This is a genomic window from Macrococcus animalis, assembly GCF_047425875.1.
Classification (GTDB): Bacteria; Bacillota; Bacilli; order Staphylococcales; family Staphylococcaceae; genus Macrococcoides; species Macrococcoides animalis.
Genome location: NZ_CP179727.1, coordinates 382971 through 407267 on the forward strand (window position 1 = coordinate 382971; position 24297 = coordinate 407267).

Sequence of the window (24297 nt, forward strand, 5' to 3'; positions counted from 1 at the left end):
CAATAAAAACATCTTGAGACAAAAAGGTCTCAAGATGTTTTTTATTGTTGTTGAAAATGCAAGTATTCTTTTTCTTCATAATATAATGCTTCATTAAGTAATATATCTTCTTGATAACGTGCTGTTTCTATAAACTCATAACTACTTCCTTTTAATTCAAATGAATTAGTACGTTCTTTAAATACAAGCTTTATATGAAGTAGAGAATCCCTTGGTGCGAAGATAATATCAGACAAGTCATGCTTTACATTGTCAGTATCATTACTGTTCGTAATCATTAAATGAATCCCTTCAGTGCATAAGGTTGTGATATCCCCTTCTGTTGTACATAAGTCATTTATATCTCCATTATGTAATGCAATAACAAAATCTGGGCTTTCTTTATCATACATATAACGAATCCAAGATTTTATCGAATCCTTTGGTTTAGACACGATTAATTCTTCATTATCTATTTGTTTCGCTTCAGACAAAGCGATAATACCAATCTTAACACCTTTATACTGCTTTATTATATACGGTGTATTAAAATAAGGTTCCTTTGTAGAAAGATTAAGAATATTACATGATAAAAATGGAAATTCACTCATTGAATGTGCTCTACTAAAAAATTTAAAACTTAAATCAAAGTCTTGATGGCTAATATTTGTAGCATCATATTTCAATAAATTCATCAACGTGATGAGCGGTATACGTTTATATTCTTTAAGCCCAGCATAGTAGACACTCACAGGCGAACCTGTTAAAAATGGTCCATTATTTAATAAAATAACATGGCCACTTTGCCTTGCCAGTTTTATATATGTCGCAACTTTTAACATATTAATTTCATTATTTTTAAGAAAGGTTGCACCATTAATGTTATTTGTTGTTATAATATGTATATTAATTAATCCCTTATTCATGTGAATCACCTCATAGTATATTATATCATGATTAAGATGTTAACTTTGATAAATGGAGAATGCTATGGACAATATAAATGATTTTAAGTATATAAAGAAATATATTTTTTTTAATATTATTTTAACCCTATTATTTTCAGCCCTCTTTTGGTTCATATTATCTCGTAATGAAGCAAATCAATTACGAGATAATATTAATGATTCAATTAGAATCCATTCTGAACAAATAGATTCATTCTTTAGCGAGACAATTTCGGCTGTCGAAAACATTGCAACTACTGTCACATATGAAAAAGACTTTGATAAGATTAATAAACGTATTCAAGTCATGAAGAATCGCGAAGCCCGTATTATCAATTTTTATGTTTTAGATCATAATGCAGTTGTTCTAAATTCTAATTCTGAAGCGATGATTGGAAAAACAGTTGAATCGATGAAGTTCTTTAATAACATAGAAAAAAGAACTTTGAATAATGTCGCTATTAGTAGTATGCGCAAGAACATGATGAATAAAGATATTGTCTATATTACTAAAAATATTAATGACTCGCATAACAGTAAGTTGATTGTAGCCGAAGTTGATATTAATACGATTGGATCATTCATTGATTCTTTACAAAAAGGTAATACTGTTACCATTACAGATTTCAATGATAATATTATCTTTCAATCGAATAATCCTGTAATTACAAATATAAAAGAATCTCAAAAGTTACTAAAAGTTGATTGGAATTTAACAATTAATTCTAACAAAAATGTATATCAAGAAGTATTTCAAAAAGTATTATTAGCTAGTCTTGTATTTTCATTACTTGTTGCAACTTTGCAATTGTTCTATCACAGTTATAAAGCACAAAAGGAAAATGAATTATTACTCGCAGATATTAACTCACAAAAAAAAGAATTAATTGGGCAATTAGCAGCAAATACTGCTCACGAAATAAAAAATCCATTAACATCAATAAAAGGATTTGTCGATTTACTTGAAATGCAATATGACCCCAAAAATGAAAATAAATTCTTTAATATTGTTAAAACTGAACTTGAACGCATCAACGTTATAGTCAGTCAGTTCTTATTACTGGGCAAACCAACCAAAATTGATGTAGAAATCGTTGATTTAAGAGAAATTGTACGTGAGACCATTGCATTTCTTGAATATGACTTAAGTGTCAATAAAATTCGAACAATTAAATTTTATACTGATCATCAAACACTGGTACACGTTGCAATTGATCAGTTTAAACAAATTATTATTAACTTAATTCAGAATGCAAAAGATGCAATTGAGGAAAATAAACAAGGTATTATTGAAATTAAAGTGGATCATACGCAAACACAAGCAATACTTACAATACGAGATAATGGTGTCGGAATGAGTGAAGAGATTCTAAAACAATTATTCAATCCATTCTTCACAACAAAAAATACAGGAACAGGTCTCGGCTTACCAGTGACAAAAAGTATCATCGATGCGAATAATGGTGAAATAGAAGTAATTAGTAAAGAAGGGATTGGGACGACATTCATTATTAAATTGCCGCTCGTATCGATTCCATCTGAATACGATCAAGTCAATCAAAGTATCAAAAAAGACTAGCTGCGCTAGTCTTTTTGTTTGGCTTATTTTATTACTATATACTTTAGCTTATACCTTAACCTATCATTATTCGTTCCTTTGGATATCTAAATTTATCAGGTTCAGCTTTACCTCCAAGCATAATAATAAATGAAATTAAACCAACTCGTCCAATAAACATTAATGCCATAATCACGAGTTTACTTCCGTTTGTTAAGTCCCCAGTAATGCCCAGGGATAAACCACAAGTACCAAAAGCACTCATCACTTCAAAGAAGATGGATAATAAATCGAATTTTTCATTCTCAAATAATAAAATAAATAAAAGGCCAGCAAAGCAAATAATAGTAGCAAGGACCATTACTGCAAATGTTCTTTGAATATCAATCGTATCAATTTCTTTATTAAATACCTTTATATTGGTTCTTCCATTACTGTAATTAAGTAAAAATAAGATAAGAATTGCAAACGTCGTCGTTCTAATCCCACCCCCAACTGAACTTGGACTAGATCCGATGAACATTAGTCCACCCATAAAAAACCGCGTCGCTTCAGTAAGTTCATTTAAGTCTATCGTCGTCAGCCCTGCACTACGTGTGGTAGAAGATTGAAATAAAGCATAAAACAGTCCTTTATGCCATGTTATTTCTTTGAATGCATGATTATATTCAAATAAATAAATAACAACTGTTCCTACAAAGAACAATAAGAAATATGTACTCATCGTTAATTTCGCAAATAAACTAAATCTAAAATTCGGAATTTTGTTGGTTAAATACGTTTTTATTTCAATGATAACTGGGAAACCTATTGCACCTAACACGATTAAGAACATAGTAATCGTTTGTACAAAATAATCATCTGCATAACCATTTAATGAATTCCCTGTAATATCTAAACCACCATTTGTCGTCGCAGATACGGAAGCAAATAGCCCATTAAACAATGCTTCTTTTACACTGCCCATCTCTTTATAAAAATAAAATGCTAAAAACAATGCTCCTAATATTTCGATAAATAACATCGCCTTTACAATTTCAAGGATCATTGTCACAACACCAGACATCTTGTTTTGATTATGATCTACCATAATCAATTGTCTTTCACGCATTCCAATCTTTTTACCGATGATAACCCAAAGTATTGTACCCATTGCCATAACGCCTATTCCACCAAGATTGAGAATAAGAAGAATCACACATTGACCAAACACTGAGTACGTATCAGCGATTGAAACTGGAGATAATCCTGTTACACTTATACCAGAGACAGCAACAAATAATGAATCAATTAAGCTAATGTTTACATTTGGTTTATGCACATACGGTATACGGAGTAATAAAAAAGAAATGAAAATCGCTACAAGATAATACAGTACAATACCTTGCTGAGGTGTCAATTTTTGAAATAACTTGTTCATTGTTGTCACTTCTTTCTTAAATCTTATATTATAAGGTTACTTTCACTTCTTTCTTAACACCATTACGTTCATACATAATGGTAATCGTATCTCCAATTTTTTTCTCATGGAATAATATTTTTCGAAAGTGAATTTTTGATTTCACTTCTTTACCATCTATCTTTTTGATAATATCTCCAAGTAATAATCCATTTTTTTCGGCAAGGGAATTCGGCTCAACATCCATAACTTCAACACCTGATTTGTTCGTAGGCGAATTAGGGTCATTTGGATCACTGTGCTCGCCAATATCTTCTATCATAATACCCATTTTAGGGCGTTTAATACTCCCATTTTGTTCTAACTCTTTTAATACTTTATTAACATCATTTGATGGAATACTAAATGCAATGCCTTCTACTCCATCCATTGAAATCTTCATAGAGTTTAAACCAATCATTTCTCCTTGTTGATTTAGTAATGGTCCCCCTGAGTTACCAGGATTTATCGCAGCATCAGTTTGCAATACGTTCATTTCCCAATCGTAGATTTCATCTCCATCAATATCAACAGGTACATTACGTGATAAACCAGAAATTATTCCCGATGAAACACTGCCCGCAAACATTTTTCCTAATGGACTGCCCATCGCAATAACTTCTTGACCCGGTTGTAAGTGCTTACTATCAGCCATTTCAATCGTTGTTTTTAACTTACCTTTAGGTATCGTTAATACCGCCATATCAGTCCAAACATCATGGCCAATCATCTTAGCTTTTTCCTTTTGTTCACCGTAAGTAACTTCAATTGCATTCGCCTTTCCGACAACATGATAATTTGTTAATATATAGGCAAGTTTTTTATCAAGTTTATAGACAACACCTGTACCAATACCAACCTCTTCTGGTGGTTTTACAGCACTTTCCGAATCTATCGTTTCTGAATCTTCTGCTTTTTGAAGATTAGTAACACTTACAACATTATTCAAATTTTTATTAATCGACTGTTCTACAGTCTGAACTACTTCTTCCTTTTTTTCCATTTCTGGTTGTTCTCTATTAAAGAAACTCATGAGTAAAATACCTAGTAATAATCCCACAAGCGAACCCATTAAAATTTTAGGTAAATATGACATCCAAGTTGATTTATGTTGTTTTTTTGATTCTGTTTTTTCAGAATTAATAGCCGTTCGCATAGTTTTAGCATGCACATTTGGTTTTCCTTTATTTGTATTATGCTGTGATTCACTGTTTTCGTCAATTTGAGTTGGTATTAATAAGGAATCCGACGACTCATATTTTTTTTCATGATAAATATTTGTATCGTCATCTTGATGGTTTTCTTCTAACAATGCATGATCTGTATCTTCTACTGAAGTACTTCCTGCTTGTCTACTCACACCTTCTGTACTTGAAAGTGTATCCATTGGTACGTCACTTTTCTCAGGTGTTACTTCAATATGTTCTTCAGGTGATATAACTTGCACAAGGTCATCTTTTTTATTTAAATACGGATAAATCATTCTAGTCTTTTGACCATGATAGAATAGTCTTTTTGGACGCGTGTAATCTCTCTTTTTTATTACAATTTTTTGTTTAAGATGCATGATTTCCTCCATAAAAAAAACTTAGTGTATCTATTATAATATAGATACACTAAGTTTAATATGATATATGTTATTTTTTATTGATTTGCTTGTTTTTTCTTACCACTAAACCATCCAATTGCTAAAATACCTAACAATACAACCCAGAAAGTTAATTGCCATGGTAATCCATGCGGGAAATCATGTGGTAAGATTTGAATCGCTTCATGTGCAAGTACCATTACGACTAATTTAATTCCTACCCATCCAACTATTGCAAATGCAGCTGCTTCAAGTGAGGGATTATCATGTAATAACTTAACGAACCAAGTCGCAGCGAATCGCATAATAACAACACCGAGCATACCGCCTGTAAACATAACCAAAAATTGTCCTAAGTTCATACCACCGAATTGTGGTCCTACTTCAGGCAATGTCAATGCAATGGCAATGGCTGCAAGCATAGAATCAATCGCGAATGCAATATCGGCAAATTCAACTTTGGCAACTGTCATCCAGAAGCCACTTCCTTTTTTACTATATTTCTCAAGTTCCGCTTCTTCTTCATCACTTGTCGCGTCACCTGTATTGAAATATTGATATAAGTTCTTAATGGATATAAACAACAGATACGCTGCACCTAATGCTTGTATTTGCCAAAATTTAGCCAGGTAAGCGATAGCAAATAATGAAGCAAAACGAAATACAAATGCACCGAGTAATCCATAAAATAATGCTTTTTTTCTCTCTTCTTCAGGTAAATGCTTGACCATAACTGCCATAACAATAGCGTTATCGGCTGCTAGCAAACCTTCTAATACAACTAGTACTAAAATAACCCATGCATAAGTAATGATAATAGACATATCCATTTGCTTCACTCCGATTTAATGAAAATTAATATTGATTTGATGACGTTAAGTATTATACTACACATTTGCATAATCCTTATCTGATTTTGCTTATAGTAAACTGTAAAGTTTAATTTCAGGGAACTTGTCTAAGAACCATCGGGTAGCAAATTCATTTTCAAATAAAAATACTTTATTCCCAAAACGGTCTTCAACTAATATTGAACGGCTTGAGTTCATATTATCCTTAATTTCTTCTTCGTTTTCTATCCATCGCGCAATTTTACGTCCTACCTGTTCCATTACAACATCTACGTTATACTCGTTGTTCATGCGGTGTTCAAATACTTCAAATTGCAATTGCCCAACTGCTCCTAGAATAATTTGATTTGTGTGTAAAGTTCTATACAACTGAATTGCACCCTCTTGTACAAGTTGCTCTATTCCTTTATGGAAATGCTTTTGTTTTAATACGTTTTTAGGACTGACTTTCATAAATATTTCAGGTGTAAACTGTGGTAACTTTTCAAATTTAAATTTTTGATTACCTCCGACCAATGTATCCCCGATTTGAAAGTTACCAGAGTCATATAGTCCGATTATATCTCCGCTTACCGCATGATTGACAGTCTTTGTGTCATCGGCCATGAATGAAGTCGAACGCGATATTTTCATTTTTTTATCTGTTCTTGTTAATTTCACGTCCATACCACGTTCAAACGCGCCACTTACGACACGCATAAATGCAATCCTATCACGATGTAATGGATTCATGTTGGCTTGAATTTTAAATATAAAGCCTGAGAAATCTTCTGAAAAAGGAGAAACTTCTTCTCCTTCTTCTGTTTTACGACCACTTGGCATCGGTGCATGATCGACATAAGCGTTCAGGAAATTCTGTACACCAAAGTTAGCTAATGCAGATCCAAAAAATACAGGCGTTAAATCTCCTGATAATAACTTTTCATTATCAAAAGATTCACCAGCACCATCCACTAACATCAACTCTTCAATTGCTTGTTCAAATGCTGAATCGTGAATGATTGCATGGTCTTCAACAAGTTCAAAGTCTTCATTTAAATGTAAGACATTCTCTTCATCTCGGAAAGGTTCAATCGTTTTCTCTTTTCGATCAATAATGCCGAAGAATGATTGACCCATACCAATTGGCCAGTTCATTGGATATGTTTCGATTTCTAACGTTTTCTCGATTTCCTCTAGTAATTCAAATGGTTCTTTTCCTACACGATCTAATTTATTGATAAATGTGAAAATTGGGATACCACGCATTTTACATACTTTGAATAACTTTAATGTTTGTGGCTCAATTCCTTTAGCAACATCGATAACCATAACTGCACTATCTACGGCCATTAAAGTACGGTAAGTATCCTCAGAAAAATCTTCGTGCCCTGGTGTGTCTAGAATGTTAATTTTAAAATTATCATAATCAAACTGCATCACTGAACTTGTTACTGAGATGCCACGTTCTTTTTCAACATCCATCCAATCACTCGTCGCAAACTTCCCGGTCTTTTTTCCCTTTACAGTACCCGCTTCACGAATAGCTCCACCGAATAATAATAATTTCTCTGTCAATGTTGTTTTACCTGCATCTGGGTGAGAGATGATGGCAAACGTCTTTCTAATTTCTACTTCTTGTTTTAATGTCATATTGTACTCCTTATAATTCGCTCGTCCATTGTGCGATTGATAATGCTAACTGGTTAGCTTCTTTTTCGTCTAAGATATTAAATAAATGATGGTATAAATGTTCGACTAATGCATCACCATAAATATCGTAATCAAATTGTATTGAGAAAAAGATATCTGGGACACTCACTAAAATCGTTTCTTCTTTTTTGTTTTCATGAATATATACTTTACATTGTAATGTCTCTCCATTATTTGTTCTGATTTTCATTTTAATCTCTCCCGTATTTTTCATAGGCCGCTTCTAATCCGATTAAATCATCCCGATGTGGCACTTTTACATAACCAGGCATAATTTGATAAGGTTCACGTCCTTTTGATGCAAGGACTACCATATCTCCCGGTTCACTTACATCTATAGCATGGCGAATCCCTTCAGCACGATCTAAGAATGATTTATAGTTTGTATGTGTCGCACCTGATTCTAATGCATCTGTTAATTTTTTAGGATCATCATTTGCAGGATTATCCGGTGTAAAGATAACATAATCTGCACGACATGCAATCGCACCCATCTCTGGTGTCTTTGTTAAATCACGTTCTCCTGCCATTCCGACTAAGAATATCATTTTGCCACGTTTAAAAGGTTGTACTGCATCAATCAATTTGTTCATCCCATCGGGTGTATGGGCATAATCGATAATAAGATCAATAGGTAAGTTACGATCTAATACTTCTAATCGACCTTCGACTGGATTTAAATGTTCTGTTGCTTGTGCCAAATCAACAATTGAATGGCCTTGCGTCCACATTGCACAGAGCGCTGCAAGCATATTATATACATTAAAACGACCAATATAAGGGCACTTAATATGAACTTTGCCGTCTGGCGTCACCATATCAAATTGAATACCGTGTATTGTCTCTTCGATATTCACTGCTTTGAAATCTACATCATTATCTATCCCGAATGTAATCACTTCACGTGGTGTTGAGATAATAAGTTCTGATAAATAATCATCATCCCCATTAATTATTGCAAATTTCGGTTTTGAATAATCATTGCCAAGTTGTGCGAATAATAAAGATTTGTGAAATCCATAACGTTCCATCGTATGATGAAAGTCTAGATGGTCTTGTGTTAAGTTCGTAAAAATTGCAGCATCAATGTCAACACCATTTGTACGACCAAGTGCTAAACCATGACTACTCATTTCCATAGACATAACTTTCGCACCTTTTGACAGAGCATCTTGAATATGATTGTTTAAAGTAATCGTTTCAGGTGTAGAATTTGATCCTTTTGCAACATCCTCATTGAATTGGAAACCATTTGTTCCTAAATATGCTGAATTAATATGTAATGCACGGTTAATATGATGTATCATTGTTGCGACACTTGTCTTACCGTTCGTCCCTGTAACTCCGTAAGTTGTAAGTTTCTGACTTGGAAAGTCCAAAATGAACTGCGCCATAATATTTGCTGCTTTAATAGTATCTTTAACAACGACTTGACCTACATCATTAGGTACATCATTCAAATGATGATCTACAACTACCATCTTGCAACCTTGTGCAATAACGTTCGGGATAAATTGATGACTATCCACAGTATAACCTTGGCTTGCAACAAACACTGAGTTAGTATTTGCTTGTCTCGAGTCGACAACGATATTATCTATTTTATCAGGAAATTTACCGTAAAGTTTCTTTGCTTTAATCACTTTGAGTAACTGCATTGTATCCATAAAGTGCCCTCCTTTAATTCAATTCTTAATTATACACCTTTTTAAAACATTCGCCTATACAAGTTATTCATGTTCATTCAAAATAAATAAGCGTATAATAAGATACAATTAATAATATTAATGAATTAAACAGAGGCACATGGAGGTTTCTATGTCTAAAATTGTAGTAAGTCAAATTTCGAAATCATTTAATCAACATAAAATATTAAACGATATTAGTTTTTCTGTTGAAAAAGGAGAAATTATTGGAATTATCGGAGCATCTGGTTCCGGAAAAACAACTTTAATACAATGTATGCTCGGGATTCTTAAATCAGATCAAGGTACAGTGACAATCAATGATTATTTCATGCCTAACTTAGAAGCCCTTCAAAACATTGGATATATGGCTCAATCAGATGCACTTTATGAAGATATGACTGGTTTGGAACATTTAAAGTTTTTCGGCCATATTTATCAAATCAAAAAAACATCTTTAACTGAAGCTATAACACATGTTGCTAATATTACAGAGCTTACACCTCACTTAAAAAAACGTGTCGCAAACTATTCCGGTGGTATGAAACGTCGTCTTTCACTTGCAATCAGTTTATTACATAATCCAGAACTCATCATATTGGATGAACCTACAGTTGGAATTGATCCGATATTAAAACGAAAAATATGGCAATCATTTTATGACTTAAATCGTAATGGAACAACAATTATTATCACAACCCACATTATGGATGAAGCCGAAGCGTGTGATAAATTGTTGTTACTTAATAATAATGAAATGATTGGATTCGGTGCACCAGATCGATTAAAGTCGTATTACCAAGTTGACAGTGTAGAAGATATATTTATTAAAGTAGGTGAAATGAATTGAATATATTCACTGTAGCACGACGCATTATTTTACAAATTATACGTGATAAACGCACTATGATGTTACTTTTTATTGCTCCTATCCTTATTCTTACCCTTCTACATTACATTTTTCAAACTGTTGATGACGGTAAAGTACAGGTCGGAATATATCATATTCCTAATACCTTAATTAAACAATTTGAAGAGAATAACATTACGATGAGCAAAATCAGCTCAAAAGTAGATATTAAACAAACGATTGAGGATAAAAATTTAGATGCATTACTCATATCAAATAATGAAAAAATAGAAGTCTATTATGAAAATTTAGATCCGAGTAAAACCATGAAAATAAAGACAGCTATTCAAAGTTACAAAATCAAAACTAAATTTTCAAAATCACAAGTAGTTATTGAGGAAATGCAAAAAAAGTTTAATGAAATGAATGGACAACTCGAGAAAATGAAAAAACAACTTGAAAAACTAGGACCTCTTCTAGAGCGTGTTGGTATTGATATGCCTGAAACTAAACATAAAACAGGTAATCATTCTAAAAGTGATGTATCACCTTTTAAAACGCACTATATCTATGGTGATAAAGATAGTGATTACTTTGACATGATTAATCCAGTACTCATTGCTTTCTTTGTTTTCTTCTTTACATTTTTAATCTCAGGTATCACTTTACTTAAAGAACGTACGACAGGTACACTGTATAAGTTATTATCTACACCAATAAAGCGCTTTGAAATTGTTTTTGGTTACATGTTAGGTTTCTCACTGTTTGCAAGTATTCAAACTGTTATGCTAGTACTGTATGCGGTATATATATTAAAAATACATGTTGAAGGTAGTTTACTTTTGTTTATAATAAGTAATATTGTATTAGCATTTGTCGCACTTGGTTTAGGCTTATTCATTTCAACTTTCGCCAAATCAGAATTCCAAATGATACAATTTATTCCACTAATTATTGTACCTCAAATCTTATTTAGTGGTATCATACCATTAGAGAATATGCATAAACCGTTGCAATGGCTGAGTTTTTTAATGCCGCTTAGATATGGTGCTGAAAATTTATCTCGTATTATGATAAAAGGTCAGTCAATAGAAATATTACCTAATATCATAATATTGATAGCAATATTCTTACTATTACTGGTTGCGAATACTATATTACTGAAACGATATCGCGACATTTAAGTAAAGTTTCAATGTTTTGTAAAGTTTTCACAAAGGTATTGTAATTTTTTTGTAATTATTATGATATCCTTACACAAAGATGTGATAATAATATAGAATTACAATAAATCAAATGAATCGGAGTGTACTTATGCTGATTAAAAATAAAAAAATATTGATTTTGACGGGATCTTTCGGCAATGGTCATATTTCAGTAACAAACGCACTAGTTAATCAATTTAATAAAATGCACTTACCGAACGTGACTGTAATTGAGCATGATTTATTTCAAGAAGCACACCCCATAATCAATAGTATCGCTAAAAAATATTATATAAATAGTTATAAATATTTCAGAAAGTCATATAAATACTTCTATTATGCAAGACAAGATAAAACAGATGCATGTTTTTATAAATATTATGGATTGAATAAACTCGTTAATTTAATTATTAAGGAAAAGCCAGATTTGATATTACTAACATTCCCTACTCCAGTCGTATCTATATTAAAAAGAGATTTTAATATTCATACACCTGTTTGTACAGTAATCACAGATTATAGAATGCATAAAAACTGGCTCACACCAGATTCAGAAATGTACTACGTTGCAACAGATAGCCTCAAAAACGAATTAATAACATATGGTGTGCCAGAAGAGAATATTAATATCACAGGCATACCGATTCATGAAAAATTTTCTGAACCTATTGACCGCAATACATGGTTAATTGAACATGGTTTAAATCCAAATAAAAAAACATTACTTATGGTTGCTGGGGCTTTTGGTGTCATGGAAGGTTTTAATGAAATGTTATCTTCTCTTGTTACAAAAAGTGATCATCAGTTTGTTGTCGTATGCGGTAAAAACCAATCACTCGTTACTAACTTACAAAACCAATTTAAAAGTAACAATGTTTTAGTGATGGGCTACACGCAAAACATGGCACAATGGATGTCAAGTTGTGACTTAATGTTAACTAAACCTGGTGGTATTACAATTACTGAAAGTCTGTGCAAACATATTCCTTTAGTATTTTTCAATCCTACGCCAGGACAGGAAGGTGAAAATGCTGTGTATTTCAGCAATAAAGGGTATTCACGTATCACCCATTCTTATGCTGAAACAATTCATGTCTCACTTGATTTATTAAATCACGAAAAAGAATTAAACCGCTTAACTCAAAATATGAAAAATGATTACATTCCAAATTCTTCACAAAACATTTGTAACTCAATTATCGAAATATTAAACGAATCAATAACCCATAATCAAATTCAATCGAAAGCGAGATTATATGCGCGACTTATCGCGAAATAAGTTTACTGGCAAAGATTTTTGGTTAATGATTTCGATCTTGTTTTTAATGGAATTCGCTCGTGGAATGTATATTTTGAGTTATTTACCCGTGCTACCCACTACAGCATCCAAGGTTACTGTAGGTGTAGTTTCATTTGCAATCACATTACACTTTATTAGTGATGCTTTAACCAATTTCGGGATTGGATTTATGTTGAAACGATTTGGTACGAAGAAAGTATTAAATTTAGGTTTTTTGCTAGCTGTTGTTGGATTATCGATTGTGGTGTTCTTCCAAAATCCTTTATCACTTATTATAGCCGCAATATTAACGGGAATTGCTGTGAGTCCGATTTGGGTCATTATGCTGAGTTCTATTGATGATGGCAAGCGTTCTAAGCAAATGGGCTACGTCTATTTTGCTTGGCTCGTAGGGATGATGGCTGGAATGATTGCAATGAACTTAATCTTTAAAATTCATCCAACACGGTTCACATTCATAATGCCAGTATTTGTACTCATTGCTTGGTTACTGTACATGTTTGTTCATGTTGAAGTATCATTTATTGAGAAGAAATCATTAAAGACACAAATGCTGCACATCAAACACGTGATGATGCGTCATCTCGTGTTATTCCCTGGCATATTAATGCAAGGATTAGCTATTGGAATGCTCGTTCCCATCTTGCCAACATATGCAATTGATAATTTAAATGTTACAACATTAGAATATACGTATATTTTAATTGCTGGTGGCGTAGGTTGTACAATTTCAATGTTATTTATTTCAAAATTCATGGATGAAGTTTCGAAAATATATTCATATATCGTGATATTATCAGGATTCTTAGTATATGGTGTCTCTATATTTTTCATGACTCAAATTACGAATTACTATTTAGTTCTCGGTGCTGCATTATTTATAGGTATCTTTTATGGTTTATTACTCCCTGGATGGAACGCATTTATGGCAAGTCAAGTAGAACCTAAACTTAAAGAGGAGTCTTGGGGCGTATTTAATTCACTTCAAGGCATCGGTACGATGCTTGGACCATTAATTGGTGGTGTCATCACTGAACTTTTCCATAATACAAATTTTACACTCTTTTTATCTGCAAGCTTATTTATCTTTTTAACATTATTCTATGGATTCTACTTTTTACGTGTTCATAACCAAAACAAGAGAGCCAGTCTTTAGGACCGGGCTCTCTTGTTTTTATTATTTATACTTTTCTACTAAGTCTTCTAAGAATGGAATCAATTGATCTTTCATATCTGATCGCATTGCATATTCCATCGTTGTTTTTACGAAACCGATTTTATCTCCAACGTCATATCGGTCACCTTCAAAGTCATATGCGTATACTTCGTCATCTTCATTAACGCGTGCAATCGCGTCCGTTAATTGGATTTCGCCACCTGCACCAATATTTTGCTCTTCTAGATAAGTAAAGATGTCTGGTGTTAAGACATAGCGTCCCATTATTGCTAAACGCGATTCCGTTGTTCCTAATTTCGGCTTTTCAATTAACGTTTCGATTTCATATAAACGATCATTTTGAGATTTCGATTCAATCATTCCGTATCGTTCAGTATCTTCATATGTTACCGTCTTCGCACCAATAACCGATTTCTGTTTCTCATCATATACGTCCATCAATTGTTTAATTGCTGGTACTTCACCATCAACAATATCATCCCCTAATAATACTGCAAAAGGCTCATCACCAATGAATTGTTTTGCAGTCCATATTGCATGACCTAAACCTTGCGGGGACTTTTGTCTTACGTAGAAGATATTAGCTAAGTTTGTTGAATGCTGTACTTTTTCTAGTAATTCAAACTTACCCTTAGCCTCTAAATTATGTTCTAATTCCATTTGAGCATCAAAATGATCTTCAATTGCACGCTTATGTTTCCCAGTAACGATTATTATATCTTCTATACCTGCTGCAACCGCTTCTTCAACAATATATTGAATTGTTGGTTTATCAAGAATTGGTAAGATTTCTTTCGGCATAGCTTTTGTTGCTGGTAAAAATCTAGATCCAATTCCTGCAGCTGGAATGACAGCTTTCTTAACCTTCGACATTTGGATAACCACCTTTTACTCAAATTAATATTTAAATTATGTAAATTCATACTATTTAAGTTTATCACACTTCATATACAAATTAGTATTAAGAACATGTAAAAAAAGGATAATCTAAAAAAATAGATATCCTTCAAAAAATTAATATTTTATTTTGAATGTTCATTTACTGTCTTTACTGCTTCATGTGTAATATCCTGACGATGCAAATAAACATTGCGAATGATAGTCTTTATGACAGCATATACTGGCACTGCAACCAATATTGCCATAAAACCACCTAAATTACCTGCTGCTAAAATCACAGTGATAATTGTTAACGGATGCATATTTAATGATTTTCCCATAATATTTGGCGTAATAATATTACCTTCTAATTGTTGTGCTATAAACATAATAATGACTACATATAAAGCCATAATAGGTTTTTGTATTAATGCTATGATTAATGCTGGAACCACTGCTAAATAAGGTCCTAAAAAGGGTATTAAATTAGTTAACATTCCCCACATTGCTAATATCAAAGGATACTCAAGTCCAATGATTAAATAACCAATCAATAATAAAATACCTAAAATAATACTTACCGTTACTTGACCTTGTATATAAGACTTTAAAGTTTTGTCTATATCTTTAAATAAATTGACTACAAATAATTTGCGACGTCCAGAAAATGGTGAGGATATAAAAGGTATAAAACGATCATGATCTTTTAACATGTAAATTAAGAAAAAAGGAACTAAAATGATTAAAAATAAAGTAGATATAAATTGAGTAATAAAAGAAAATGCATTTGATACAATTTTTCCTGTATACTCATTTATCTTTTTTGTTGCGTTAGTGATACCATCTTTCACGTTATCAGGTAACTTCTCGCGTTGATCTAAAGCTAAATTGACATATGATTGAAATTCTTTTTGTATCGTTGGAAAATTATCTACAAAGTTATTCCCCTGTTTCATAATAATCGGACCTATAAATGATAAGAACAGCCCAGTTAGTATGACAAGCGTAAGCATAATTGTAGTCAAGCTTTGCCAACGTTGCAAATTAAAACGTTGCTCCAATTTGTCTTGTAAAGGCACGGTAACATAATACAAAAAACCGCCCAATAGTAATGGTATGATAATCGATTTAACGATAACAATGACAGGATAGAAAATATGATTAATTTCTAAAAAATACTTAATAATTAAAAACGTTAATAATAATCCAATGCCGAAGCGAAACCACACTTTTTTAGTCATATTGTCCTCCTAATTTTAATATAGAATTATTATACCCAAAAATTAATGATATTATTATCTTAAAGATAAATTAAATCAATAAAATATTTACATAGAGGTGATTATTATGAGTAATGGATTAATTACTCCGTTTACGATTGACAGCAGTTATTTAGCACGCATAGTAAAAATTGGTATTTATTTTCCGAATGAATTTTCACCTTTTGTTGAGCATACATTATTTCTTTGTTTTGATGGACAAGATGTGAGTCAAATCGGTCAGATTCATCGTAAATATGAAAGGCTTGTCGAGGATGCCATTGATCCTGCAGTCTTCGTTTTTATCCATTACACGAATGTCACTCAAAGAAGTAATGAGTATCACCCGGAAGGCGTGGATCGAAAAAAATATCAATCATTTATTGTTAAAGAATTATTACCATATTTAGAAAGTGCATTTCACATCACTCATACAAAAGAGCGAACCATCCTTATTGGTGATAGTTTAGCGGCGAGTATTTCACTCACACTAACTTTAGAACAACCCGATCTATCATCAAAAGCTGTCCTCTTCTCGCCAATGGTTACAAATAATATTATTAAACAAATCAATTATTTAGATAAAGAAGTAAAAGAGGCTCTCGATTACTATGTAGTTGTTGGTAATAAAGAGGATAACTTTGAACTGTTGACTGGTGGTTTTGCCGATTTCTTAAACCCAATACGTGAATTCCATCACGTATTAACAGCAAAAAGCATTCGCCATTATTATGAAGAAATTAATGGTGGCCATAATTGGAAAACTTGGAAACCTCAAATTGAAAAAAGTTTAAATTATTACTTAAACTAAAATTCTGATATAATTGAATTATCAGAATAAAGGGGGCAACATTATGAAATTAGGCATCGTACTTTACCCATCAAAATCTTATCAAGATGAAATCAACAAATATCGAAAAAGATATGATTCACATTACGCATTAATTACTCCTCACATCACAATTAAGGAAGCATTTGAGGTCGAAGAAAGCGACATTGATGTAGTAACAGAAAAATTAAAAGACATTGCAACATCAATTCAGCCTATCGAAATCAATGTTGAAAAAGCGTCTGATTTTGCACCGACTCAAAATGTCATTTATCTTAAAGTGACGCCAAATGATAACTTAGTAAAACTTTATGAATTATTAAATGATGGAACTTTCTATGGTAAAAATGAATATCCATTCGTACCACACTTTACGATTGGACAAGGATTTACATCTCAGGAATTTGAAGATTTAAAAGGGCAATTATCTATGACAGATGTAAAACATACTGAAATAATTGATACATTAAGCCTTTGCTATCAATTAGACAATGAAACTTGGAATGTAAAAGAAACATTTAAATTAGGTGAATAAAAATTAAAAAGAAGGTTGCGATGATTCAAACTTATCGCAACCTTTTTAATATAAAGTTATTATTTTATTTACCCTACAATATGATATCCGCCATCTACGTGAATGTTCTCTCCTGTGACACCACTAGATAAATCAGATAGCAGGTATAAAGCCGTCTTGCCCACTTCAATAATATCAACATTTCGGCGCAGTGGTGCATGCGTTTCAATTTCTTTTAAAATAGTATTAAAGTTACCTACTCCTTTAGCACTTAATGTACGTATTGGCCCCGCAGAAATTGCATTGACACGAATCCCGTCTTGTCCTAAGTCGGATGCTAAATATTTCACATTCGCTTCAAGTGATGCTTTTGCAACTCCCATAACGTTATAGTTCGGTACGGCAAATTCACCACCGATATAAGTTGTTGTAACGATTGATCCGTTACCATCCATTATCTTAGAAGCTTCACGAGCTACAATTGTTAATGAATATGAACTAATATCTTGGGCTAATAAGAATCCTTCACGACTTGTATCAATAAAGCGACCACGTAAATCTTCCATATTCGCAAAAGCAATAGAATGAAATACCCCATCAATTTTCCCATACTTTTCTTTAATTGAAGCAAAAGCATTAATTACGTCTTCATCACTTTGAACATCACACTGAATCATATCTGCATTTTTGTTATTTTTTAAATTCGGTAATAACTTTTCTAATTCTTTCATACTTCTTTCTTTTCGATACGTAAACACTAATTTACATCCTGCTTCATCAAGTACTTGAGCTACACCATACGCGATACTTCTTTTATTGGCAATTCCCATAATTACATAAACATTATCCGTAAAATTTAACATCAAAACTCTCCTTTTATATGTTAGTTCTAGTATCTACTACTAATTAATTTCAACTATATCACAAAATGTTTGGTTAAAAAAGAAAAATAGCAAGGGACATTGATTTATTGTCCCTTGCTAAATAGTTAAAACAACTCTAATTCACGTTTAATTTCATCGACATACTTTCTTTCACCCGTAACAATTAAACGGTCTTTAAAGTGAAGTTCGGTATCACCGTGAGGTACAATAGAGTCATTACCACGTAATATACGAACGAAGATAATGTCACCTGAAAACGGAAATTCTCGCAACTGCATCTCGTGATATCTAGTATTTAACATTTCAATTTCGTAAAGTGCTGTTTCAACGTTAGACAATAGATTTAACATATTTGGTGATTCAATTAAACCTTTTAATAATGTTTTCGTACTTTGGAATTCACTAAATACTTCAATACCTTCTTCTGTTAAACGTTCATCTTCTTGTAAAGTTTCAACGCGACAAATCACACGCGAAACACCTTCTTGTTTTGCCATTACCGCGACTTTACGGTTAATTGATTCGTCATTTGCTGAACATACTACAATATCAAAATCAAATAATCCACGTTGTAACAATTCTTCATACTCATATGCGTTAAGTTGTATAGTATTCAAATCTTGAATCGTTCGTTTATCCACATTATTTTTTAAATAGAATAAAGTTGGTAAGTATAAATCCGATTTGAAACTTTGTGCAACTGGGATTGATAACTGATTTTTCCCAATGAATGCCACTTTAATCATTTTCTCTTCAGTATGGGCAACAGGAAATATTCTTTTAAATAGGATAGGGACTATAACACATGTAATAACTGCTGCTAAAATTAAAGTTCCACTTGTTGTAGCATCTATAGTTCCTAATCTCTCAGCAATTTTTGCTGAGGCGATTACAAGTGATAATGTTGAAGTTAATAAAAATGATGAAGCTACAACCGTTTTCGTATCATACCATTTCTTAAGTACCCATATTGGGATAATTTTCGTTAAATAAAACGCAATTAATAAAAATGGAATTAAGATTAAACCTGATGGATTTTTAAATAACGATGGTATATCTAAGTCTACACCAACCATTATAAAGAACATTGGGATGAAGAAACCGTAGCCGAATGAATCTAATTTATTGACCATATCTTTGTCTGGACCAAGAAGACTCACAACACACCCAGCTAAAAATGCACCTAGAATATTTTCAGCACCAACGCCTTCTGCAAGTGCCACAAGTAATATGATTAGTGCGAACACTGCACGTATACCAATTTGAGTTGTACCAGCCATTAGCTTTTCTAAAAATGGCGCTTTCTTAAAGTTCTTCCCTGTAACATAGAATAGTGCTGTAAATACAATCAAAATACCGATTAACCAAATTGGCGAATCTCCTTGTGCATATAATGTACCGTATAACGTTAATAATAAAATAGTCGCTAAATCAGCAATTACAGCTACTAATAAAATGATTTGTCCAATTGTTGTTTGCATAATATTCATTTCTTTTAAAGTTGGTACAACAACCCCTAGAGAAATGGTTGAGATAACAATCACCATTAGCAATACATCGTCAATAATACCTGACCATTTGAAAATATATGCTGCAAGTATAGATAATAATAGTATACCTGCAAAAATAATAACAGCAATTATCAATGGGTTTGGTTCTCTATGTTTGTCTTTCTTTTGGTTCGGTGAAGATTTGAATGCTTTAAAGTCAATTTCTAATCCACTTAAAAACATTAAAAAGATAAACCCTAAGGTCGATAACATATTTAACATATCAGTACGGTCTACCCAATTGAATAATGACTTACCAACGATAATACCCATTATTATTTCAGCAACCACGACTGGTAAAAAATTAATACGTAATCTATTAATAATGATTGGTGTTAAGAATGCACACACGACAACGATTACTAAAGATAATAATTCTGCATGATTTCCCATCTTGACCTCCTAAGTTAAATAACTCATAAATGTAGTAGCTAATCCAAAATAAATCAACATACTAATAATATCATTTGTTGTAGATATAAATGGTCCACTAGCAACCGCTGGGTCAATATTTAAACGGTGCATGATCAATGGTACCATCGCACCAGCAAGTGTAGCGACAGTCATTGCAATTGTTAAACTAAAGCACACAATTAAACCAAGAACTGGTGTTTTATATATAACACAAATAATAATAAATAGCATAATCGAACAACTCAGTCCTGTAATGAAACCTGAACCCGCTTCGCGCAGAGCTAATTTAAATTTGCTTTGTTCACCAATTTCACCGGTCGAAATACCACGTACTACAACAGCTAAACTTTGAGTACCCGAGTTACCGGCCATACCCCCTATCAAAGGAATAAATGCTGCAAGAAGCGCCACTTTACTTAATGTATTTTCAAACTGTCCTAGTATTGAAGCAGTTATCATTCCCATCACAGTCAGCGCCATAAGCCATGGCAGACGTTTACGTGCTGTTGCAAACATTGAATCATCTGTTGAGTCAATATCACTTACCCCTGCAAGTTTTGAGTAGTCTTCACTTGCCTCTTCATCGATAACATCTAAGATATCATCAATAGTGATAATTCCAAGTAAATGATTTTGGTAATCGACAACTGGAATTGCTAAGAAATCATAGTCTTTCATTACATTTGCGACATCTTCTTGGTCATCTGCAACATTTACACTAATCACACGTTCGTTCATGACGTCTTCAATGTATTCATCGTTTTCCGCAACAATTAAATCTCTCAGTGAAATTACGCCAACAAGTTGTTTTTTCTCGTTTAATACAAAGATATAGTAAATAGTCTCCGCGTGTGGTGCTTGTTCTTTCAACTGAATCATTGCTTCTCGTACAGTACTTAATGATGATACTGAAATAAATTCAGTTGTCATTAATCCACCAGCAGTATCCTCTTCATAATGAATTAACGCTTTTATTTCACTTGCCGTATCTTTATCCATTAACAAAAGTAGGCCAGCTATTTTTGTTTTCGGCAACATTTTTAATATATCAACTGCATTATCCAAGGACATTTCTGCAAACATACTGCTCGCATAGCGTGCATCCATTTCTTCAAATATGTGATCGTATTCGTCCTCTTCCATTTCAGTCGATTCTAAAAATTCAGCGACTTCTTTCGGTGATAAGAAATGATAAATCTTATCCCTTACTTCGTCACTAGATTCGGAGAAATATTCACCTTGATCATAAGTATGGAGCTCAAGAAATTCTTCTCTAAATCGATCTATTTCACCTTGTAATAACAAGTCATCTAATACTTCTTTGTTATACATCTCTTCTTCTAATACAACTTCTTCTTCTGCCATAATTTCACCTCCAAAATACAATTAATTATAACACATCAAAAATGTGACTGAAATCTTTAGGAATAGGTAATTCAATGTTAATCATGTCATTTGTAAGTGGTTGTTTAAATGTTACTTGATTTGCGTGTAAAGCATGTCGATTGAGCTGACAATCTTCTCCGTACAGTGTATCACCTATTAAAGGATGCCCAATAGCTTGAAAATGGACGCGAATTTGATGTGTTCGTCCGGTATGCAATTTAACTTTAACCAATGATATATCACGATCAGCATCATAAAGAAGACATGAATATTCTGTTCTGGAAGATTTGCCAGACACACTTACGGTCCTAGTAATAATTGAATCCTGTGCGCGATCAATAGGCATACAAACGTTACCTGAGTATTTTACTTCGCCAACACACAACAGTAAATAGTTTTTTTCTATTTTATTCGTTAGCAAATGATGAAACAGCTGATGCTTAGCGAACACAACAATACCACTCGTATTTCGGTCAAGCCTACTTACAGGATGCAATACACTTCTGTCATTTGTATTGCGCTCCATATAACCATATACTGCTTCTATCAAACTGTCATGTGGATGTAGTTGTGACGGAATGGTATTCATATAACTGGGTTTATTCACAATAATTAACATACAATCTTCAAATAAAACTTCTACTTGCAGATTACTTGGTTTTAAATTTGGACTTTTGACCTCATCAGGAAGTGTCACTTCAAGAACGTCACCTGTCTTTAATGGTTCACGAACCGTCACTGGCCAATCATTAACAAGTAAAGCGCCATTTTGTTTAATGGCGCTTAACGATTTCTTACTATAGTTTTGATTCAATAAAAATGCTTTAACAGTTGTGGCTTCTTTTATAACGTATTGTAATTGAATCATTCGTTTGCAATAAATGAATCGTGTACTCTCTTCCAGAACGGAAAAGGTCTAAATCGTGCAAAACGAACTTTTTCATCTGCAACACGATACTGTATCGAAGCCACACCTTTATGATCTGCTGTCAGATGATCAAATGTTAATTGTAACGTACTTGGATTAGCTGGCACAACTTGGCACGTATGATGTTTAGGCAACACGAGTGGTGAACCAACTGTTCTAAATACACGGTTATTAATAGATGCAATTTCAGTAATTTGCATCGCTTCAAGTGAAGGATGAATTAATGCACCACCTAAAGCCTTATTATAAGCTGTAGAACCACTCGGTGTAGAAATACACAACCCATCTCCTCTAAAACGTTCAAACTGATCCCCACGAATGAATAAGTCAGCAACAAGTGTCGCCCCATTATGTGTCTTGACAGTAGCTTCGTTTAACGCTAAATATCGTGAGGGACGACCTTCATCGTATCGCACGATTACTTCTACTAATGGATATTCAATGACTTGAAACGTATCATTATTAATAGCTATTATCAATTTTTCAACCTCATGTGGTAACCAATCAGCATAGAACCCTAAATGGCCTGTATGAATACCGACAAAACTTGTTTCACTGAGTCTATGACTATATGTATGAAATGCTTGTAATAATGTGCCATCTCCACCAACTGAAATAACGATTTCAGGTGTTGAAACATCTTCAGTCATATTAAAGTCCTTCATATAACCTATCATTTTTTGCTTCAATGCATTGCTCTTCGAATCACCTTTAGATAAAATATTAAAGCGCATCAATTCACCCCCTTAGTCTCTAATCTCACTACGTTGTTCTGAATAAAACTTTTGAGCCTCTTTTATCTCTTCTCGTATTTCTGACATTTCTTCATCTAATAAATAAGCCGCTTCTGCAGCACGCTCTAACCGATTTTGAATTTCCGGTGGATAATCCCCTGCATATTTATAACGTAAAGTATGTTCAATTGTTGCCCAAAAATTCATTGCGAGCGTTCGAATTTGTATTTCTGCTAAAATAAATTTCTGGCCGTTCAACGTTTCAATTGGATATTTTACAATGACATGATAAGAACGATATCCACTTTCTTTCGTTTCTTTAATGTAGTCACGTTCTTCAACGACTTCGAAATCATGTCGATTCCTTAATATTTGTACGACGACATCAATATCATCAACGAATTGACACATCAAACGTAGTCCTGCAATATCATACATTTCTTCACTTAAACGATCAAATGGAATACCACGTGTATTGGCTTTTTCAATGATACTTGGTATGGGTTTAACTCGCCCGGTAACAAATTCGATTGGTGAAGATTTTCCTTCATTATGAAATTGTTTACGTATTCCTTTTAATTTAATTTTCAATTCATCAATTGCTTGTTTATATGGTGATAAAAATAAATCCCACTGGTTCATAAAAACAC

22 protein-coding genes are annotated in these 24297 nt (G+C 32.9%); 7 read left to right on the forward strand and 15 right to left on the reverse strand.

The genetic code is table 11. The features are described 5' to 3' along the window. Positions 1-41 precede the first annotated feature (41 nt). Positions 42-905, reverse strand: a complete 864-nt coding sequence (locus ACMGE9_RS01935; protein WP_414043577.1) for a hypothetical protein — start codon at positions 903-905, stop codon at positions 42-44. Between the two features lie 64 nt (positions 906-969). Between ACMGE9_RS01935 and ACMGE9_RS01940 the strand changes: the two genes are divergently transcribed. After that, on the forward strand, positions 970-2505 hold the full coding sequence (locus ACMGE9_RS01940; RefSeq protein ID WP_414043578.1) for an ATP-binding protein: 1536 nt from the start codon (positions 970-972) through the stop codon (positions 2503-2505). Positions 2506-2560: 55 nt separating this feature from the next. On the opposite strand, the gene ACMGE9_RS01945 is transcribed toward ACMGE9_RS01940, so the two are convergent. From ACMGE9_RS01945 to ACMGE9_RS01970, 6 genes are all read right to left on the reverse strand, one after another. Further along, positions 2561-3913 carry a TrkH family potassium uptake protein gene (locus ACMGE9_RS01945; protein ID WP_414043579.1) on the reverse strand — a complete coding sequence of 451 codons (1353 nt, stop codon included), beginning with the start codon at positions 3911-3913 and terminating at the stop codon, positions 2561-2563. Positions 3914-3932: 19 nt separating this feature from the next. Then, positions 3933-5489 (reverse strand): S1C family serine protease, encoded by a 1557-nt coding sequence (locus ACMGE9_RS01950; RefSeq protein WP_414043580.1) that lies wholly within the window; start codon positions 5487-5489, stop codon positions 3933-3935. A gap of 77 nt (positions 5490-5566) precedes the next feature. Then, positions 5567-6340 carry a TerC family protein gene (locus tag ACMGE9_RS01955; RefSeq protein WP_414043581.1) on the reverse strand — a complete coding sequence of 258 codons (774 nt, stop codon included), beginning with the start codon at positions 6338-6340 and terminating at the stop codon, positions 5567-5569. A gap of 90 nt (positions 6341-6430) precedes the next feature. After that, positions 6431-7993 carry a peptide chain release factor 3 gene (locus ACMGE9_RS01960; protein WP_414043582.1) on the reverse strand — a complete coding sequence of 521 codons (1563 nt, stop codon included), beginning with the start codon at positions 7991-7993 and terminating at the stop codon, positions 6431-6433. A gap of 10 nt (positions 7994-8003) precedes the next feature. Next, the gene (locus ACMGE9_RS01965) at positions 8004-8243 is read right to left on the reverse strand and encodes a YueH family protein (RefSeq protein WP_414043583.1); all 240 of its coding nucleotides are present in this window, start codon (positions 8241-8243) and stop codon (positions 8004-8006) included. A 1-nt stretch (position 8244) separates the two neighbouring features. After that, positions 8245-9720, reverse strand: coding sequence for a UDP-N-acetylmuramoyl-L-alanyl-D-glutamate--L-lysine ligase (locus ACMGE9_RS01970; RefSeq protein ID WP_414043584.1), 1476 nt, complete (start codon positions 9718-9720; stop codon positions 8245-8247). 151 nt (positions 9721-9871) lie between these two features. On the opposite strand from ACMGE9_RS01970, the gene ACMGE9_RS01975 reads away from it, so the two are divergent. The 4 genes from ACMGE9_RS01975 to ltaA all read left to right on the forward strand — a co-directional run bounded on the left by ACMGE9_RS01975 (position 9872) and on the right by ltaA (position 14249). Next, positions 9872-10588, forward strand: a complete 717-nt coding sequence (locus ACMGE9_RS01975; protein ID WP_414043585.1) for an ABC transporter ATP-binding protein — start codon at positions 9872-9874, stop codon at positions 10586-10588. Then, positions 10585-11772 carry an ABC transporter permease gene (locus ACMGE9_RS01980; RefSeq protein ID WP_414043586.1) on the forward strand — a complete coding sequence of 396 codons (1188 nt, stop codon included), beginning with the start codon at positions 10585-10587 and terminating at the stop codon, positions 11770-11772. Before ACMGE9_RS01975 ends, ACMGE9_RS01980 begins: the two co-directional genes overlap by 4 nt. Positions 11773-11902: 130 nt before the next feature. Beyond that, complete coding sequence (locus tag ACMGE9_RS01985; RefSeq protein ID WP_414043587.1) at positions 11903-13072, forward strand: diglucosyl diacylglycerol synthase; 1170 nt, start codon at positions 11903-11905, stop codon at positions 13070-13072. Beyond that, positions 13050-14249 carry a lipoteichoic acid biosynthesis MFS flippase LtaA gene (ltaA, locus tag ACMGE9_RS01990; protein ID WP_414043588.1) on the forward strand — a complete coding sequence of 400 codons (1200 nt, stop codon included), beginning with the start codon at positions 13050-13052 and terminating at the stop codon, positions 14247-14249. Before ACMGE9_RS01985 ends, ltaA begins: the two co-directional genes overlap by 23 nt. Before the next feature lie 21 nt (positions 14250-14270). Here the strand turns inward: ltaA and galU are convergent, their stop codons facing one another. Both galU and ACMGE9_RS02000 read right to left on the reverse strand, forming a co-directional pair. Continuing rightward, positions 14271-15143 carry a UTP--glucose-1-phosphate uridylyltransferase GalU gene (gene galU / locus ACMGE9_RS01995; protein WP_414043589.1) on the reverse strand — a complete coding sequence of 291 codons (873 nt, stop codon included), beginning with the start codon at positions 15141-15143 and terminating at the stop codon, positions 14271-14273. Between the two features lie 149 nt (positions 15144-15292). Continuing rightward, on the reverse strand, positions 15293-16390 hold the full coding sequence (locus ACMGE9_RS02000; RefSeq protein ID WP_414043590.1) for an AI-2E family transporter: 1098 nt from the start codon (positions 16388-16390) through the stop codon (positions 15293-15295). 106 nt (positions 16391-16496) lie between these two features. On the opposite strand from ACMGE9_RS02000, the gene ACMGE9_RS02005 reads away from it, so the two are divergent. Both ACMGE9_RS02005 and ACMGE9_RS02010 read left to right on the forward strand, forming a co-directional pair. After that, positions 16497-17219: an alpha/beta hydrolase gene (locus ACMGE9_RS02005; protein WP_414043591.1), complete on the forward strand. Its 723-nt coding sequence runs from the start codon at positions 16497-16499 to the stop codon at positions 17217-17219. 43 nt (positions 17220-17262) lie between these two features. Then, positions 17263-17772 (forward strand): YjcG family protein, encoded by a 510-nt coding sequence (locus ACMGE9_RS02010; RefSeq protein WP_414043592.1) that lies wholly within the window; start codon positions 17263-17265, stop codon positions 17770-17772. 68 nt (positions 17773-17840) lie between these two features. Here the strand turns inward: ACMGE9_RS02010 and fabI are convergent, their stop codons facing one another. The 6 genes from fabI to ACMGE9_RS02040 all read right to left on the reverse strand — a co-directional run bounded on the left by fabI (position 17841) and on the right by ACMGE9_RS02040 (position 24289). Beyond that, complete coding sequence (gene fabI, locus ACMGE9_RS02015; RefSeq protein WP_414043593.1) at positions 17841-18614, reverse strand: enoyl-ACP reductase FabI; 774 nt, start codon at positions 18612-18614, stop codon at positions 17841-17843. 125 nt (positions 18615-18739) lie between these two features. Then, on the reverse strand, positions 18740-20578 hold the full coding sequence (locus ACMGE9_RS02020; RefSeq protein ID WP_414043594.1) for a monovalent cation:proton antiporter family protein: 1839 nt from the start codon (positions 20576-20578) through the stop codon (positions 18740-18742). Positions 20579-20587: 9 nt separating this feature from the next. Continuing rightward, positions 20588-21964 (reverse strand): magnesium transporter, encoded by a 1377-nt coding sequence (mgtE, locus tag ACMGE9_RS02025; protein WP_414043595.1) that lies wholly within the window; start codon positions 21962-21964, stop codon positions 20588-20590. 25 nt (positions 21965-21989) lie between these two features. Beyond that, a complete protein-coding gene (locus ACMGE9_RS02030) occupies positions 21990-22853 on the reverse strand; it encodes an RluA family pseudouridine synthase (protein ID WP_414043596.1) in 864 nt (287 codons plus the stop codon). Continuing rightward, positions 22850-23647, reverse strand: coding sequence for an NAD kinase (locus tag ACMGE9_RS02035; protein ID WP_414043597.1), 798 nt, complete (start codon positions 23645-23647; stop codon positions 22850-22852). The genes ACMGE9_RS02030 and ACMGE9_RS02035 overlap by 4 nt, the downstream gene beginning before the upstream one ends. 12 nt (positions 23648-23659) lie before the next feature. Beyond that, positions 23660-24289 carry a GTP pyrophosphokinase gene (locus ACMGE9_RS02040; RefSeq protein ID WP_414043598.1) on the reverse strand — a complete coding sequence of 210 codons (630 nt, stop codon included), beginning with the start codon at positions 24287-24289 and terminating at the stop codon, positions 23660-23662. Positions 24290-24297: the final 8 nt, after the last annotated feature.

What these genes read in the sequence shown, in the direction of transcription:
- fabI (WP_414043593.1), bottom strand. Translation starts at nt 18,614, where the DNA reads ATGTTAAATTTTACGGATAATGTTTATGTAATTATGGGAATTGCCAAT.
- ACMGE9_RS01955 (WP_414043581.1), bottom strand. Translation starts at nt 6,340, where the DNA reads ATGGATATGTCTATTATCATTACTTATGCATGGGTTATTTTAGTACTA.
- ACMGE9_RS02010 (WP_414043592.1), top strand. Translation starts at nt 17,263, where the DNA reads ATGAAATTAGGCATCGTACTTTACCCATCAAAATCTTATCAAGATGAA.
- ACMGE9_RS02000 (WP_414043590.1), bottom strand. Translation starts at nt 16,390, where the DNA reads ATGACTAAAAAAGTGTGGTTTCGCTTCGGCATTGGATTATTATTAACG.
- ACMGE9_RS01935 (WP_414043577.1), bottom strand. Translation starts at nt 905, where the DNA reads ATGAATAAGGGATTAATTAATATACATATTATAACAACAAATAACATT.
- ACMGE9_RS01950 (WP_414043580.1), bottom strand. Translation starts at nt 5,489, where the DNA reads ATGCATCTTAAACAAAAAATTGTAATAAAAAAGAGAGATTACACGCGT.
- ACMGE9_RS01940 (WP_414043578.1), top strand. Translation starts at nt 970, where the DNA reads ATGGACAATATAAATGATTTTAAGTATATAAAGAAATATATTTTTTTT.
- mgtE (WP_414043595.1), bottom strand. Translation starts at nt 21,964, where the DNA reads ATGGCAGAAGAAGAAGTTGTATTAGAAGAAGAGATGTATAACAAAGAA.
- ACMGE9_RS01965 (WP_414043583.1), bottom strand. Translation starts at nt 8,243, where the DNA reads ATGAAAATCAGAACAAATAATGGAGAGACATTACAATGTAAAGTATAT.
- ACMGE9_RS02005 (WP_414043591.1), top strand. Translation starts at nt 16,497, where the DNA reads ATGAGTAATGGATTAATTACTCCGTTTACGATTGACAGCAGTTATTTA.
- ACMGE9_RS02040 (WP_414043598.1), bottom strand. Translation starts at nt 24,289, where the DNA reads ATGAACCAGTGGGATTTATTTTTATCACCATATAAACAAGCAATTGAT.
- ACMGE9_RS01960 (WP_414043582.1), bottom strand. Translation starts at nt 7,993, where the DNA reads ATGACATTAAAACAAGAAGTAGAAATTAGAAAGACGTTTGCCATCATC.
- ACMGE9_RS02030 (WP_414043596.1), bottom strand. Translation starts at nt 22,853, where the DNA reads ATGATTCAATTACAATACGTTATAAAAGAAGCCACAACTGTTAAAGCA.
- ACMGE9_RS02020 (WP_414043594.1), bottom strand. Translation starts at nt 20,578, where the DNA reads ATGGGAAATCATGCAGAATTATTATCTTTAGTAATCGTTGTCGTGTGT.
- ltaA (WP_414043588.1), top strand. Translation starts at nt 13,050, where the DNA reads ATGCGCGACTTATCGCGAAATAAGTTTACTGGCAAAGATTTTTGGTTA.
- ACMGE9_RS01985 (WP_414043587.1), top strand. Translation starts at nt 11,903, where the DNA reads ATGCTGATTAAAAATAAAAAAATATTGATTTTGACGGGATCTTTCGGC.
- ACMGE9_RS01970 (WP_414043584.1), bottom strand. Translation starts at nt 9,720, where the DNA reads ATGGATACAATGCAGTTACTCAAAGTGATTAAAGCAAAGAAACTTTAC.
- ACMGE9_RS01975 (WP_414043585.1), top strand. Translation starts at nt 9,872, where the DNA reads ATGTCTAAAATTGTAGTAAGTCAAATTTCGAAATCATTTAATCAACAT.
- galU (WP_414043589.1), bottom strand. Translation starts at nt 15,143, where the DNA reads ATGTCGAAGGTTAAGAAAGCTGTCATTCCAGCTGCAGGAATTGGATCT.
- ACMGE9_RS02035 (WP_414043597.1), bottom strand. Translation starts at nt 23,647, where the DNA reads ATGCGCTTTAATATTTTATCTAAAGGTGATTCGAAGAGCAATGCATTG.